This is a genomic window from Methyloversatilis sp. S146-33, assembly GCF_059552495.1.
In genome coordinates, this window is record NZ_JCANOT010000042.1 from 55,678 (window position 1) to 69,672 (window position 13,995).

The window sequence follows — 13,995 nt, forward strand, 5'->3', positions numbered from 1 at the left end:
AGTCATGGCTACATGAGGGCTACATCAAGGCCCCGGTATGTAGCCAGAGATGAAGCGCGAGCGACTCACTAACCCGAGGATTTCCGCCGCAACTTGCCCCGAGGGCAAGGGCCAGGCCTTCATCTGGGACACAGATGCGCCGCGTCTTGCTGTTCGCATAACGGCCGCTGGGGCCAAGTCGTTCATCTTCGAAGCGAAGCTTCATCGGCAGACGGTTCGCCAAACCATTGGCGACGTGCGGGCGTGGAGCATCGAGAGCGCGCGCACCGAAGCTCGGCGCCTTCAGACCCTCGTGGATCAGGGCATCGACCCGCGGCAGGAACGCGCGGAGAAGCTCGCGACAATTGCGGCGAAGAGAGAGAAGGCAAGGCGCACCGAATCCCCTGCGCTGGACGCCTGGACGGAGTACATCGAGGCCCGCCGGTCGAAGTGGGGCGCGCGAACTCTTGCTGATCATCTTGCGGTGGTCGGCGAGGGTGGCAAGCCCAAGACTCGTGGTCGCAGGAAGGGCCAGGGCGACACAACGCAGCCGGGCATCCTGCGGGGGCTGCTGTCGCAACCTCTTGAGCGCATCGACGCCGACGCCGTGCGCGATTGGCTGAAGCCGGAGGCGGAGCGGCGGCCGACGCACGCCGCCCTTGCTTTCCGCATGTTGCGCGCCTTCCTGAACTGGTGCGCCAGCACGAAGGAGTTTGCCGGGCTGGTTCATGCGGATGCCTGCAAGACCCGGGCGGCACGTGACGAGTTGCCGAAGAAGGTCGCCAAGGATGATTGCCTGCAGCGGGAGCAGCTGCCCCTCTGGTTCAAGCAGGTGCGTGCCCTCGCAAATCCGGTTCAGTCCGCTTACCTCCAGGCGCTGCTGCTGACCGGTGCGCGCCGTGAAGAACTCGCCGGCCTTCGCTGGGATGATGTCGATTTCCAGTGGAACAGCCTCACCATCCGCGACAAGGTCGAGGGTGAGCGAACCATTCCGCTCACTCCCTATGTGGCCGGCCTTCTGCGCGACCTGAAGCAGCGAAACGATGCTGATGCCCGAAAGGTGCTCAAGCTGCGCGGCCCGGATCAGGCTGTCGCGCGGGAGCGTGCAGAACGTGCGCTGCCCTGGGTGTTCGGCAGTCCTGCAGCCGCATCCGGCCGGCTGCAGGAGCCGCGCATTGCTCACAACAAGGCTTTGGCCGCCGCAGGGCTGCCGCCTCTCACGCTTCACGGTCTGCGCCGGTCGTTCGGCACGCTGTCTGAGTGGGTGGAAGTGCCTACCGGCATCGTCGCGCAAATCATGGGGCACAAGCCGTCCGCCATCGCGGAGAAGCATTATCGCCGCCGGCCGTTAGACCTTCTGCGCATGTGGCATACGAAGATTGAAGCTTGGATCCTGGAACAGGCCGGCATCGCGCAATCCGGGTCAGTGACTAAGCGGCGTCCTCGGCTTGTGAGGAGCTGAATGAAGTAGCGCCAACGGCTTCACCTATGTCCCCCTTTGGTGGGTGCGTGGGTGAAGGCAGGTCCGCCGCCTGACGGTTTCAGGTGATGGCAGTCTAGGCGGTGGGCGCCCAGACTGCCGACCACAACGTGAAAGGGGCTTCACATCATGGACAGCACCAAGGATAGCAGCGCGCCAGACCTCCAAAAGTCGGACGCCGGAATCTTCATGTCGGCAGAGCGCCGATTGGTCGCGCTCAAGGCGGTTTGGGAAATCGAATCTCTTGCCCGCAACGTCCCGGTCATTGCACAACAAGACGATGTGGAGGCCGTGGAAATCGCCGATACGCTGCGCTGCATCTATAACCGCATCAAGACTCTCGTCGACGTCGCGAACTGCGCCATTGATTGCGAGGCAAGCCAAACCGAAGAGCTGAAGGCAATGCTCGGCTGAGCGCGTGGCGCGCTGTTGTTCGAATTCAGCAGCTGTCGTCCTATTTGTACCCGCGCCGGCCGGTCGCCGGCAGAAGCGGGGCCGCACAGTGCGGGAACACTGCGCAGCCCCTGACCACAACGTGAAATGGAGCTTCACATCATGGCTACTCAGCAGTCTACCGGGGCGGCAGCCGCCGCAGTCCATCCGGAGTTTCAGCGGTTCGCAGCAGAAGTTGGGGAACAGTTGTTCGATGCAGCGTCGCTTGTTCGCGGTGCTCGCAGCATCTTCGAGGCGGACGGCGCGTGGCAGGAGAAGGACGAGTACGTCGCTATGCTGCGGCTGCTCTCGATTGCGGAACGAGGGCTCGCCGCAGTGACTGAACGGCTCGACTCTGCCCGCTTGGTCTATCAGCTGAAGCGCGGAGGCCGCCAAGCAGCGAAGGCGACCGAGAGCGGCAGCCCGAGCGAAGCGCCGGCCACCGATGGCGGAGGCGACCATGAAAGCTGAACGATACGGTGAGCGCGACCTTGCATACAGCGCTTGGCACCGTCCCCGGTCCGCCGGCCGCTACGTTGGCATCGACCGTGCCCAGAATCTCGGCATGATCGACGTCGATTGCATCCTGTACGTCGAGTACGACATGGATACGCGCGAGCCCCTTGCGCTGATCGAGACAGCCCGCGATGTGGGGCAGTACCACAAGTCCGCAACCGTCACAGCGGCCCTTGCGCGACGCGCTCGGCTGCCTGCTTTTGCAGTGCTCTACGAAGCATCGAACGACCCGAACCCAGCGGACAATCGGTTTCCGGACATCGCGCGATTCCGAGTAAAGCGCTTGTGGCCTCAGCCGGAGAGGTCGTGGCGTGTGGTGTCTCCCGAGCAGTGGGCACAGGCGCTGCTGCACATCCGGCAGTGGTCGTCCTTTCGGCTCGACCGTGCTGCGGCGAACGATGACCTTTGGTCCGACCAAAGCGCTTGACTTGAGAATTGTTCTGCAATCACCGGATGGCGCTGCGCGGGCGAACCCAGGATGACGAGGAGGCATCGTGAAACGGGCTAGATACAAGGTGCCACTTGCTCGTTACCTCGATGCCAAAGCGTCGGAGTACGAGCCGAGATCGCACCAACGAGAGGACGGTAGCTGGGATGTGAGCGGCCAGCGTGGTGCCGATGGACTCACCGGCGCGGAGTACGCGCCGGAATCAATTCTTGAGATGCAACGCGCAATTCTTGAAACGCTACGTGGTGAGGCCGACCTCCCCACCGAAATGCGGCAGGACTTGATCTACGCCTTCGAGCAGCTGATTGCCGGGATAGAACCAGAACTGTTGCGTGCCCCAAGGTTCCCGGGCAAACGTGTTGATCCACTGGAAGCTCGCTTGAAGGCTCGCGCGGTTCGCTATCTACAGTGGGCGGACCGTGGCCTTCTGTTGCAGGCGAAACCAGAGAACGTCGTGGCGCGCGCGTATGGCGTGAATCAGAGGACGGTAAAGAACTGGCTGCGAGACTTGGCTGCGTCGGATCTGCCGTCGACAGCCACTCAGCAGGAACAGGACGAGGTACAGCGCTTCATGATTGCGGCAGGAAAGGCTTACCAAGCCATGAAGCTGCGCAAGGAGCGAAAGGGAAACTGACCCACCCTGTTTGTTTCCACCTAGAGGACTCAGCATGCATTCACCAATTTACTTGGATTGGATGCCATGCAAATACCTCAATTCCTCAGTACTGCAGAATTCGCCGCCACGCTCCGTGTTCGGCCGGAAACCGTTCGTCACGCGCTTTGCGTCCGTGGGGACTACATGCAGATCGTTCCGAGGAAGCTTCCGAACGGACGCCTGTTGTGGTCGGCTGAAGACGCGGCGAAGCTGCTGCGCGGCGAAAGCCTAGAGGTCCCTCAGAAAACTGCAGCCTGATCGAGTTGCCGTGATGAGCGCTCTTTCACGCTGGATTTGGACGGCAACGTATTGGCTCGAGGAGCGTCGCCGCTCCGCTGCCGCTCGCGGCCATCTCTGGGATGAGGCCGGCGCATGTGTCGCGCTCGCTCTGCTGAGGCTGTTCCGATGACGCGCACGAAGGTTGATGCGAAAGCTGCGCTCCGCTTCTGGGAGGTGAGCTTCAAGGGCCTGGGACGGAGTCCTTCGACACTCACGGCAACGCCTACGGCGCAAGTTAAGTCGCAGGACTCTCCTTTGCGCGCTGCCTGCTCATGCCGAGTGACCGGAGTCTGCGCAACCTGCAAGGCCTGGGCGGAGAGGCTTAGCCGTGATGCCTGAACTGAGCTCTGCGCAAGAACACGAGCGCGCCTTGTCCGCACTCAACGCCCTTGACCCGGGTGTCGAACGCGAAGAGTGGGTCCGCCTGGCGATGGCAGCCAGGGCAGCGGGCCTATCGTTCGAGGACTGGCACGAATGGAGCTCTGGTGCTGGAAACTACAAGAGCGAGGCTGACTGTCGAGCTGTCTGGCGCAGCTTGAAACAGGGCGGAATTGGGGCGGGCACCTTATTCGCCGCAGCTCGAAACGCGGGGTGGACTGATCAGATCACGAGAAGAGATCAGGGGCCAGGACGCCCGCCGAAACTGCAGGCGCTACCGTCACACGCTGCGCCTTCCAAGGATCCGGCCGCGGTCTGGAACAGTTGCTCTCATGCTCCCCCCGATCACCCGTACCTCGTTCGAAAGGGTATGGCCCCGGACGGGCTGCGCGTAGCGCCGGCTGGAGTGCGCATAGCCGGGGAGTCGTGCGCTGGCTGGCTCGCTCTTCCAATCTGGAATGTCGAAACGCGAATGCTGCAGGGCGTTCAGTTTGTCAGCCCGGCCGCAGGATCTCCGAAGCTGTCTCTGCCTGGATGCCGTATCTCAGGCGGTGCGCTGGTTGTACATCAGGACGCGATAGACGGAAGGCCTGACGACGTGGCCTTCGCTGCTGGAGTGGCGTATCTGTGCGAGGGCGTGGCGACCGCTGCAACGGTATTCCAATCGACCGGACGCGCCGCCGTGACGTGCTTCGGCAAAGGCAACTTGATCACCGTCGCACGAGGCCTGCGGTCTCGCTTCCCCGCGTTGCAAATCGTCCTGTGCCCTGATCGAGGAGCAGAGCTGCAAGCCGAGGAGATCGCGCGGGCGATCGGGATGCCGGCCGCATGGGTCGTGCTGCCCGATCAGCTGCCTCCGAACTACGACTTGAACGATTACGCAGGCACGGAGGGGCTAGAGGTCGTCCGCGATCTGCTGGACGAGGTGAAGACGGTTCCTCTGCGCTTCAGGTTCTCATCCGCATCGGACTTGGCTTCCCGTCCGCTTCCGAGGTGGGTGGTTCGTGGCGTCCTCCCGAAGGCCGGTATAGGTGCGATCTACGGACCGAGTACGTCGGGGAAGACATTCCTCGCGTTGCATCTTCTGGCTCACATCGCGAAGGGTGACAAAGACTGGTTCGGACACCGGATTGCGCGGCCCACTGGCGTGATCTACGTCGGTCTTGAAGGTGAAGGCGGAATCTCCGGTCGCATAAAGGCATGGCTGGCTAGCAACGGCGCACTACCCGGGCGAATGCAGTTCATGACTGGGCAAACGCTTCGCATCCTGTCGGATCAGGACGTAACGGATCTTGCGTGTGCGATCCGGTCTGCAGCAGGAGCCGGCGCGGTTGTGTGTATCGATACGCTGAACGCTGCAGCGCCGGGCGCTGACGAGAACAGCAGCGAAGACATGGGCCGGATCATCGATGCGGCGAAGCGCCTGCAGGCTGCTGTCGATGGAGTCGTGATCCTGATTCACCACAGCGGGAAGGACACCGCCAAGGGCATGCGCGGGCATAGCAGCCTATTTGCTGCGCTCGATTTCGTGATCGAAGTTCAGCGCGAACCGGTGAGGCAATGGAAGGTTGCCAAGTCCAAGGACGGGGCTGACGACGTGGCCCACCCATTCCGGCTGGACATCGTGGAGATCGGCGAAGACCCCGAGGACGGCGAGCCCGTTACTTCCTGCGTCGTGGAGCCTGATCAGGGCGACCCGGCAGAGGTGATTCGAGCCCGGGCGCCGACAGGGGGAAACATGCGCAAAGCCTACGACGTGATCTGCGAAGCGCTGAAGAAATCTTCAACCTTAGGCCAAGCCGGAGCACCGCCAACCCGCCCGTGCGTTCGCTGGGAGTCAGCCGTCGAACTTGTGGCACCGGCGCTCCCCGTCGACCCGAAACGGAGAAGAGAGCGAGCGCAGGCGGCGATCACGAACGTCATTGGCAAAGGCTACTTCGAGCATGAGGACGGGTGGATATGGCTGCGCTGAGCGTTTCCCGCTTTTCCCATTTTTTCCCGTTGCGGGGCGCGGGTTTTCCCGTTTTTCCCACTCTCCCTATAGGGGAGTGGGAAACGGGAAAGGGACGGTTCGTTTCAGCACACGTGATTCAAACCGGATGTGTCGTCTGTCGCTGGTCGCTACCAGCCATTCAACTTGAGGGAGAAACGACTATGGGTGCATTTGCAATGCCGATGCTGATCGCTTCGACGGTGATGCAGGGCTACAGCATGCTGCAGCAGGGGCGGCAGGCGTCTGCGATGGCGAACTACGAGGCGAAGCAGGCCGAGGCGAACGCAGTGGCTGAGCGCAGCGCGGCCGCGGTGCGGGCCGACAAGGTGCGCAAGATGGGCCGCATGCAGCAGTCCAGCGCACGGGCGGCACTGGCGGCTTCTGGCGTGCGAGTGGGTGAAGGTTCGGCGCTGGTTATCGACCAGACCATCGGCCGTGACGCTGAAGAGGACGCGCTGACCGAGATCATCACCGGCAAGTACCGCGGCGCGGCGCTCGACACACAGGCAGAGCTTTCGCGAATCAGCGGCCGGAACGCGCGCAGTGCGTCCTACCTGGGCGCTGCCGGGTCCGTGCTGGCCGGCGGCTATCAGGTGGCGAAGGGATGGAAGGGTGTCGAGAAGGTAGATCCGTTCAAACCGTGGCGTCCGACAACGCCGATTGGCTCGCTGGAGTGGTGAGACATGGCACAGATACCCCTCGGAAGGTTCGGTTTTCAGGTCGCAGAGCCGCCGCCTACCCCGCGTGCGCCCGCCGGTGCGTTCGGCAACGCGGACGGCCTCACTGCAGTTGCAGGCACTCTGGAGGAAGTGGCGAAAGAAGAATATCGGCAGGAGGCGATAGCGGATGCGACCACAGCCACAATCGCCGCGAAGCGCCGCATGGATGGCTTCCTCTCGGAGCTTGATGCAAACCCCACTGGCCCGGACGGCAAACCGCGCCAGGATGGCGGCTTGCAGGACTTCGAGAAGTTCAGCCAGAAGCTCCTGCAAGAGGCGGCCGGGAGCACGCGCAATGCAGAGGCTCAGCGTGTCATTAAGCAGAGCCTGACAACCTACGGTGAAACCCACCGCAGCCGGCTGGTGGAGAAGGCGCAGAAGATGCGCGCCGACCAGATGCAGGCCGGCATGCTGCTGGAGATCGAGGCCACACGGGCAGATGCGAACGTCCCGCCGGACGAGAAGCTGAACCGGATCGGGCAGGTGCTTGGCGCCATGGTGGCAACCGGAAGCATGAATCCATCCGATGCCGTCAAGGAACGCCAGCGCCAGGAGGGGCTGCTCGAATACGGCCGGCTCTACGAGGACATCCAAGGTGCAAACAGCGTGCCGCGGCTCTATGAGCTGCGTGGCCAGTTGTCCAAGTTCAACCCGAAGATGTCCGAGGCCAACAACCGGCAGTTGGTCGAGATGGTGAGCGCGCGTATCAAGCAACTGGACGAGGAGCAGGACCGAGCAGTCCGCCAGCAGCGCGAAGACATCAAGAAGGAGCTCACCGAGGCGGCGTTCTCCGGGACGCTGACGCTCGACCAGGTCCGCCACTACAAGGACAAGCTGCCGGCTGATGACTTCGAATCGTTCATGAAGCTGCCGGACCTTGCGCAGCGTCGTGACGTTGAAGGAGGTGACGACCCCGAGCTGTTCAGGGGCCTGCAGCGCGAGATTCTGCAGAACTACCGAAACGGGCAGGCGCTGGGCCGGCTGCGCGATCGCGTGACGAATCTGATGACCGGTTACGACTCGACGACAAAGGCCTTCGGCAAGCCTGCGCTGTCGCGGGATACCGCGCGCATGCTCATCAATGACATTGAAGGGTATCAGCGCGAGATGCGCTCCGAAGGCCGCATGTCCGCGACCGATATGCGCATCGAAACAAACGAGCAGCGCGCACGCAGGGACCGCGACCGGAGCGAGGTCGAGCAGCTGATGAAGGGCGCCTTCAAGGCAGCGAAGGATGCAGCCATCGGAAGGGACGCACAGTCCCGCGTTGCCCAGAGGGAGCAGCACGCGCTTGACGCGCTCTTGAAGAACCGAGACGACCCGATGGCCTTCTGGGAGAAGTTCAAGAAGGACAACCACGACATCATGCGGCCGCGCCGCCCGCTTCCATCCTGGGCGATCCAGTCGGCCGGCAAGCTGGACGCTGCTGCAACCAAGCGGCAACTGCTCGAGCAGAAGCAGAAGGGAATGATCACCGAGGCGCAGTACAAGCAGCGCTTCGACCAGGTAATCCGGTTGGAGGGTGAGCAGAATGCTGGACAGTGAAGAGCGCGACCTGCTGCGCGCGTTCGAAAAGCGCGCATACGTTCGAAGTGACGCCGGGCAGTTCGAGCAGGACGAGGAGCGGCGGCGCTCCGACGAGCAGCAGGCGCAGCACGCCGCGATGGCCTCCGACTGGCTGCGCGGTTTGGGCTTGGGCGACACGGTCCCCAGTCCCGACGACTACGACTACGGTCGGATGCTGTCCGAAGGGGTCTATCCGAAGCCGGACGAACAAGGCCGTCTGCCGCTGCCGCCTCGCTACTTCAAGCCTGGGCGCCTCGTTCTCGAGGGTCTGGACGTGGCGACCGGCCGACGCGTCGAGTCGCGTGTCTCGCTGGAAGACCGTGTGCTTTCCGATGGGGGCGACCTCGACGGAGACGGCGTGCCGGACACCCCGCTGGCAGCACTGGGCCGCGTGCTCGACGGCGAGGGGGCGGAGCTGACGCCCGCGGAGCGCCGCAGCCTGTCGGCGTGGTTCGACAGCCAGCGCGACCCGGAACCCGTGCAGATGGCTATGGGTTCGCGTGGGCGATCCGGCAATCAACCTGTGAATGCCGGCGAAACGCTGACCGACGCCGGGACGGGGCTGCTCGACATGCTGGCCGGCGCATTGAAGGGAGCGACCGCGGCGACCATGGGCCTCCCTGGCGACATCGAAAGCTTGGTCCGCATGCTCTCCGGGAGCGAAGGCGGACAGGTCATACCTACCACCGAGGACATGCAGAAGGCGCTCCCAGCTGTCTCCTCGGACCGGGTCCGCGCCAAGACAGCAGGGCCATACGAAACCATCGGCGAGTTCATGGGGCTGGGCGCCGTCCCGAAAGCCATGCGCGCCGTCGTCAGAAAGACACCGAAGGCAGCAGTTGCAGCAGCGTCTGCCGCTCCGGCGAACATCGAAACCGACAAAGGAATGACGGAATGATCCAGATACCCGGAAGCCAAGCAGACAATTCCGAAGCGGTCGACTTCGTGAGCGCAATTCTGAACCCTCCCGCCAAGCCGGAGGAGACGCCGGCGCCAGAGCCTGAAGTCTCGCCGGATGGCACCGAACTGATCGAGGATTCGGTGCAGGTGGCGGGTCTGGCGTCGGGCCTCAAGGGCGTCGTCGGGAAGATTGGCGGGGCGCTACGCCGGTCCGCGGACACGGCGGAGGATGCGGCCAATGCCGCACCCCCGGCCAGCGTTCCGCCGGAACCGCCGAAGATGCCGCCGTCCGTACCCCCGGAGTCGCCCAAGCCGAAAACCCTCGAACAGATCAAGCAGGGAGTGATGGAACGCCAAGTGCCTGCCGTCACCGAGGACGAGGCACGCAGTGCGCTCGGCGCCATGGAACAACCGGTCATGCAGCCGGTGGAGCCGGGGCGCACGCCGGATCGCAACTTCCGGGCCGACAAGCTGCACACGACTGACGACATCAAGCGCCTGATCGACGAGAGGGCGGCCACCGCAGGCGGCAACCTGGACGCGCGACGCGGCACGGTGAGCAACGGGCAAACGCGCTCGGAGTCGGCCGAGTATGGCGTCGAGGACTTGATCGGAAGGAAACCGGGGCAGGCATGGAACGCGGCCCAACTGACCGCCGGCCGCGACATCCTGCTTGAGCTGGGCAGTCGCATCATGAAGGCCGCGGAGCACGTCAAGGGAGCGAGCGCCACGCCGGCGGACATGCTGGAGTTCCGTCAGCTCCTGGCACGCCACGACGCGGTGCAAAAGCAGTTGCAGGGAGCAGCCGCGGAGGCCGGCCGCGCGCTGCAGATCATGCGCACACCTGCAGTGCCGGCTGGCCGCCTGCGCTCGCGCCAGATTCTGGAGACGCTGGACCAGTTCGGCGGCGAGGATGGCGCGCGGAAGATGGCGGAACTGATCCTGGATACCGGCGGCGACCCGGCCAAGCTGGCGCAAGTCACGCGGAAGGGTGCGCTTGCCCGCACGAATGACGCGATCACCGAGGTATGGATCAATGGGCTGCTGTCTGGCCCGAAGACCCATGTGGTGAATATCGTCTCGAACAGCCTGACCGCACTGATGCAGGCGCCGGAAAGATTCGTCGCTGGTGCGGGCAGGAAGGTCGCACAGACGGCTTTCGGTGCTGCAGAGGGCGTGGAGCCGGGCGAGGCCGGTGCGATGCTCTACGGCGCTCTCGCGGGCTTCAAGGACGGGCTCCGGGCAATGGCGCGCACGCTCAAGACAGGCGAGCCGTCCGACCCCATCGCGAAAATCGAGAACCAGCAGCGCAAGGCGGTCACTGCAGCCAACTTCGGGATGGATGAGCAGTCACCGATGGGACGGGCTGTTGATCTGGTGGGCGAGTACTACGTCCGGATGCCTGGCCGCGCGCTGGCGGCGGAGGATGAACTGTTCAAGGCGATTGGGTACCGGCAGGAGCTACACGCGCAGGCGTACCGCCAGGCGGTGCGCGAAGGGCTGTCCGGCCCGGACTTCGACCGCCGGGTATTCGAGCTGGTGAATGACCCGCCGGAGGACATGCACATCAGCGCGGAAGACGCGGCCCGTTACAACACCTTCACCCGCGACCTGCAGGGGGAGAACTGGCTGTCGGCTCTCGGCCAGTCGGGGCAGAAGATAGCCAGCCTTCCGCTTGGCCGCTTCGTCCTGCCGTTCGTGCGCACTCCGACACGCATCGCTGAATACACGCTCGAGCGCACGCCACTCGCACCGACGCTGCGGACTTTCCGGGAGGACGTGGCCGCCGGCGGGGCACGGCGCGACCTCGCCCTCGCGCGCATGGGCTTGGGCTCGACCGTTTCCGCGCTGGTGGCATCCGAAGCGGCATCCGGCCGGATTACCGGCGGCGGACCGAGTGACCGAAGAGTGCGGGCGACCATGGAAGCAGCAGGCTGGAAGCCCTATGCGGTTCTGGTGGATGGGCAGTACGTCCAGTACAACCGGCTTGACCCGATGGGTGCCATCGTTGGCGCGGCGGCTGACGCGGTCGACATCATCAAGTACAGCACCGATGACCAAGAGAACGAAGCGGTCGCCGGTGCCGTGGTGATGGGCTTTGCCAACACGCTGGCGAACAAGACCTATCTGCAGGGTCTTTCCACTTTGCTCGACACCGTCGGTGACCCCGACAACGAGAAGAAGGTCACCAGCTGGATGGCCGGCCAAGCGGCGAGCTTCAATCCGGCCTGGGTCAATTTCCTGCGCCAGACGGGCGATGACGTCGTGCGCGAACCTGTGCGCGGAAAGGATGCGCTCGAGATGACCATCCAAATGATGAAGGCCCGCACTCCGGGCCTGTCGGATGAAGTCCCGCCAAAGCTCGATGTGTGGGGCGAGCCGGTGATGATGGAGACCGGGCCGCTCTCGCCGGTGATGGTCAGCACGGCGAAGCAGGATCCCGCGGCGCAGGAGCTGATCCGCAACCGGATCGGCATCGACCGCCCGCGCAACGTCGTGTCTGTCGAGCTGGGCGCCGGGACAAGTGTTGCGGTTGATCTGAACGCAATCGACAAGACGGGGTGGCTGTATCACGACTACCGCCAGGCGGTCGGCAGGCTGGCGAAGCAAGCCGTCGAGGCCCTGGTCGCGTCGGACGGATGGGACAGTCTGCCGGAAGGTCCGGAGGGCGAGCGGGCTCGGATGATTCGCGGCGCCTTTACGGATGCTCGGCGCGATGCGCTCGCCGAACTGATGGAGGCACATCCCGAAGTCGAGGAGTTCGCGATGCTGGAAGTCGAGAGCCCCAAGACCAAGGGCACCATTCCCGTGCCGTTGCACATGAGGTGAGGGCCATGACTTCAACCAAACAGGAAGGGGTGCGCAATGGCCAAAGCTGAGCGGGAGGTGATTGCGAGGCTGCCGAAGACCGAGACCGCGGAGGTCCGCGTATCGGCAAGCACGTGGAAGGGCCGACGTGTCGTCGATATGCGCCTGTGGTTCATTCCCATCGGCGGCGCCGAGTTCGTGCCCAGCAGAAAGGGCTTCACGTTCTCCGCCGAGAAGCTCCCGGAATTGATCGCCGCACTTCGGGGGGCGGTATGACGGATCAAGGGATACTGACTCAGGCGCATCGGGCACGCATCAATCGACTGGCGAACGCCGAGGCGAGAATCGGGGGGAAAGTTGGCTACAGCCAGCGCTATCGTCTGTTGCAGGCCGCGCTGACTGTCGAGGCGCTGAAGCGGATCGCGAATGGCGAGGACCTGGACGTTCTGCTCGCCGATCATGACGAAGAAGAGAGGAAGCGGCGCCGGGAAATGCGCGCGATGCTCCGCGAGAAGCTGGCGAACCTGAAGCGGATTGAGTGACTGCAAGCCGCAGGAGAGGCCTTGCGCCCGCGCTTTTACATGTAAGGGAAAGCAGTTGCAAGAGCTTGCGGCGGGGCACCACAATCCGCCGACATGGGCAACACAGAACACCGCGGTGTGGATTGGTTTCGGCTTTTGGCCGACCTTAATCGGGCTGGGTACTCGACGCGCGCCTTTGCGGACAGCCTGGGCATTGCCCGCACAACGATCCAGGGTTGGAAGTCCGGCGCAGAGCCCAAACACGCCGACGGAGAGCGGCTGATTGCCCTTTGGTGCGAGCGCATGGGCAAGAGCCGCGAGCAGCTACCGCGAATCTCTGACTTCGACTTCCGGCGCTGACCTCATCTCGAGCCGGGACCGCGCTGCTTCGTCTTCCGTGAGCATATGCCGAAAGTTGTTCACCGGTCATCCAGATGGATGATTCCGGCGGCGGCATGGGCGCTTGGATATGACAAACTGTGGTACACAGCTCGATCCCCAAACACGAGCCTGTCACTTATGGGAAGGCGTCACTCATCTCCGCTGGAGGACCTGGTCGCGTACCGAGAGAGCCGGGGCGAGACGCAGTCCGAGTTCTGGTCACGCTTCGGCGTCACCCAATCCGGCGGGAGTCGCTACGAGAACGGACGGCCACTACCCCGTCCGGTGGCGTTGCTGGTGCTGGCGTTCGCTGATGGACTGCTCGACGACAAGGCCCTTAACGTGCTCGCGAAGATTGAGCGCAATATGTAAGCACTGGTTGCATAGTGCACAGCAAAAAGATAACTTACCTTTTAAGCTAATTTCGCATGTTTCTTATCCCCATCCAGCACCCTGAAGAGCCAGAGTGCGCGGCGGACTGCTGGAAGTGCTACGCACTGAGCGAGGACGAGGATGGTGAGAGTTGCGTGTTCCTCGACACCGTTGAGGCACTTGGTGAAGGCCTACAGGAACAGTTTTTCGCGTGGTTGCTTCACTTCAAGAAGCTTTGTGCTGCGTCACCTTGCAAGTCGATCGAGACGATCGTTGATGACGACAGGGTGTGCCACAACGTAGGGACGGTAACCATCTTCCAGAAAAACGCCCGAGGGAAGAGGGTTCGCAAGGAGCATACGGTATGGCAGTTCAGGTACAAGGACCTCAGGGTGCTCTGGTGCTACACCGGTGAGGGCAGGGTCGTTTTGTTCGGTAACGTCGTAGAAAAGAGGTGTGACAAAACACGGCGAACGTGGGTTGAAACAGTCGGTCAACACCTTCAGACCCTGCAAGAGCATCGCGATAACGGCACGTTGAAAATCTTAGAGTACAAAAAGTTATGAGC

At 63.3% G+C, this 13,995-nt stretch carries 14 protein-coding genes and 1 pseudogene; all 15 read left to right on the forward strand.

Annotated elements, in window-relative coordinates; translation table 11 throughout:
* The first annotated feature begins 49 nt into the window (after positions 1 to 49).
* Entirely contained in the window at positions 50 to 1,441 is a 1,392-nt protein-coding gene (locus AC51BJ_RS18360; RefSeq protein ID WP_496281176.1) for a tyrosine-type recombinase/integrase, read from the forward strand.
* A 147-nt stretch (positions 1,442 to 1,588) separates the two neighbouring features.
* Complete coding sequence (locus tag AC51BJ_RS18365; RefSeq protein ID WP_496281177.1) at positions 1,589 to 1,873, forward strand: hypothetical protein; 285 nt, start codon at positions 1,589 to 1,591, stop codon at positions 1,871 to 1,873.
* A gap of 141 nt (positions 1,874 to 2,014) precedes the next feature.
* Positions 2,015 to 2,362 carry a hypothetical protein gene (locus AC51BJ_RS18370; RefSeq protein WP_496281178.1) on the forward strand — a complete coding sequence of 116 codons (348 nt, stop codon included), beginning with the start codon at positions 2,015 to 2,017 and terminating at the stop codon, positions 2,360 to 2,362.
* Entirely contained in the window at positions 2,352 to 2,834 is a 483-nt protein-coding gene (locus tag AC51BJ_RS18375; protein WP_496281179.1) for a hypothetical protein, read from the forward strand. Before AC51BJ_RS18370 ends, AC51BJ_RS18375 begins: the two co-directional genes overlap by 11 nt.
* Positions 2,835 to 2,901: 67 nt before the next feature.
* The gene (locus tag AC51BJ_RS18380) at positions 2,902 to 3,489 is read left to right on the forward strand and encodes a hypothetical protein (RefSeq protein ID WP_496281180.1); all 588 of its coding nucleotides are present in this window, start codon (positions 2,902 to 2,904) and stop codon (positions 3,487 to 3,489) included.
* A 631-nt stretch (positions 3,490 to 4,120) separates the two neighbouring features.
* A pseudogene (locus AC51BJ_RS18385) lies at positions 4,121 to 4,357 on the forward strand (PriCT-2 domain-containing protein); the annotation flags it as partial.
* 282 nt (positions 4,358 to 4,639) lie between these two features.
* Positions 4,640 to 6,139, forward strand: coding sequence for an AAA family ATPase (locus tag AC51BJ_RS18390; protein ID WP_496281253.1), 1,500 nt, complete (start codon positions 4,640 to 4,642; stop codon positions 6,137 to 6,139).
* Between the two features lie 182 nt (positions 6,140 to 6,321).
* Positions 6,322 to 6,840, forward strand: a complete 519-nt coding sequence (locus AC51BJ_RS18395) for a hypothetical protein (protein WP_496281181.1) — start codon at positions 6,322 to 6,324, stop codon at positions 6,838 to 6,840.
* Between the two features lie 3 nt (positions 6,841 to 6,843).
* Complete coding sequence (locus AC51BJ_RS18400; protein WP_496281182.1) at positions 6,844 to 8,424, forward strand: hypothetical protein; 1,581 nt, start codon at positions 6,844 to 6,846, stop codon at positions 8,422 to 8,424.
* A complete protein-coding gene (locus AC51BJ_RS18405; RefSeq protein ID WP_496281183.1) occupies positions 8,411 to 9,343 on the forward strand; it encodes a hypothetical protein in 933 nt (310 codons plus the stop codon). The genes AC51BJ_RS18400 and AC51BJ_RS18405 overlap by 14 nt, the downstream gene beginning before the upstream one ends.
* Positions 9,340 to 12,174: a hypothetical protein gene (locus AC51BJ_RS18410; protein ID WP_496281184.1), complete on the forward strand. Its 2,835-nt coding sequence runs from the start codon at positions 9,340 to 9,342 to the stop codon at positions 12,172 to 12,174. Before AC51BJ_RS18405 ends, AC51BJ_RS18410 begins: the two co-directional genes overlap by 4 nt.
* Positions 12,175 to 12,210: 36 nt before the next feature.
* On the forward strand, positions 12,211 to 12,429 hold the full coding sequence (locus AC51BJ_RS18415; RefSeq protein WP_496281185.1) for a transcriptional coactivator p15/PC4 family protein: 219 nt from the start codon (positions 12,211 to 12,213) through the stop codon (positions 12,427 to 12,429).
* On the forward strand, positions 12,426 to 12,695 hold the full coding sequence (locus tag AC51BJ_RS18420; RefSeq protein ID WP_496281186.1) for a hypothetical protein: 270 nt from the start codon (positions 12,426 to 12,428) through the stop codon (positions 12,693 to 12,695). Before AC51BJ_RS18415 ends, AC51BJ_RS18420 begins: the two co-directional genes overlap by 4 nt.
* 498 nt (positions 12,696 to 13,193) lie before the next feature.
* Positions 13,194 to 13,427, forward strand: coding sequence for a helix-turn-helix domain-containing protein (locus AC51BJ_RS18425; RefSeq protein ID WP_496281187.1), 234 nt, complete (start codon positions 13,194 to 13,196; stop codon positions 13,425 to 13,427).
* Between the two features lie 56 nt (positions 13,428 to 13,483).
* Positions 13,484 to 13,993: a hypothetical protein gene (locus AC51BJ_RS18430; RefSeq protein WP_496281188.1), complete on the forward strand. Its 510-nt coding sequence runs from the start codon at positions 13,484 to 13,486 to the stop codon at positions 13,991 to 13,993.
* Positions 13,994 to 13,995: the final 2 nt, after the last annotated feature.

Coding starts and splice junctions, on each gene's coding strand:
- AC51BJ_RS18360 (WP_496281176.1), top strand. CDS start 50: ATGAAGCGCGAGCGACTCACTAACCCGAGGATTTCCGCCGCAACTTGC.
- AC51BJ_RS18365 (WP_496281177.1), top strand. CDS start 1,589: ATGGACAGCACCAAGGATAGCAGCGCGCCAGACCTCCAAAAGTCGGAC.
- AC51BJ_RS18370 (WP_496281178.1), top strand. CDS start 2,015: ATGGCTACTCAGCAGTCTACCGGGGCGGCAGCCGCCGCAGTCCATCCG.
- AC51BJ_RS18375 (WP_496281179.1), top strand. CDS start 2,352: ATGAAAGCTGAACGATACGGTGAGCGCGACCTTGCATACAGCGCTTGG.
- AC51BJ_RS18390 (WP_496281253.1), top strand. CDS start 4,640: ATGCTGCAGGGCGTTCAGTTTGTCAGCCCGGCCGCAGGATCTCCGAAG.
- AC51BJ_RS18395 (WP_496281181.1), top strand. CDS start 6,322: ATGGGTGCATTTGCAATGCCGATGCTGATCGCTTCGACGGTGATGCAG.
- AC51BJ_RS18400 (WP_496281182.1), top strand. CDS start 6,844: ATGGCACAGATACCCCTCGGAAGGTTCGGTTTTCAGGTCGCAGAGCCG.
- AC51BJ_RS18405 (WP_496281183.1), top strand. CDS start 8,411: ATGCTGGACAGTGAAGAGCGCGACCTGCTGCGCGCGTTCGAAAAGCGC.
- AC51BJ_RS18410 (WP_496281184.1), top strand. CDS start 9,340: ATGATCCAGATACCCGGAAGCCAAGCAGACAATTCCGAAGCGGTCGAC.
- AC51BJ_RS18415 (WP_496281185.1), top strand. CDS start 12,211: ATGGCCAAAGCTGAGCGGGAGGTGATTGCGAGGCTGCCGAAGACCGAG.
- AC51BJ_RS18420 (WP_496281186.1), top strand. CDS start 12,426: ATGACGGATCAAGGGATACTGACTCAGGCGCATCGGGCACGCATCAAT.
- AC51BJ_RS18425 (WP_496281187.1), top strand. CDS start 13,194: ATGGGAAGGCGTCACTCATCTCCGCTGGAGGACCTGGTCGCGTACCGA.
- AC51BJ_RS18430 (WP_496281188.1), top strand. CDS start 13,484: ATGTTTCTTATCCCCATCCAGCACCCTGAAGAGCCAGAGTGCGCGGCG.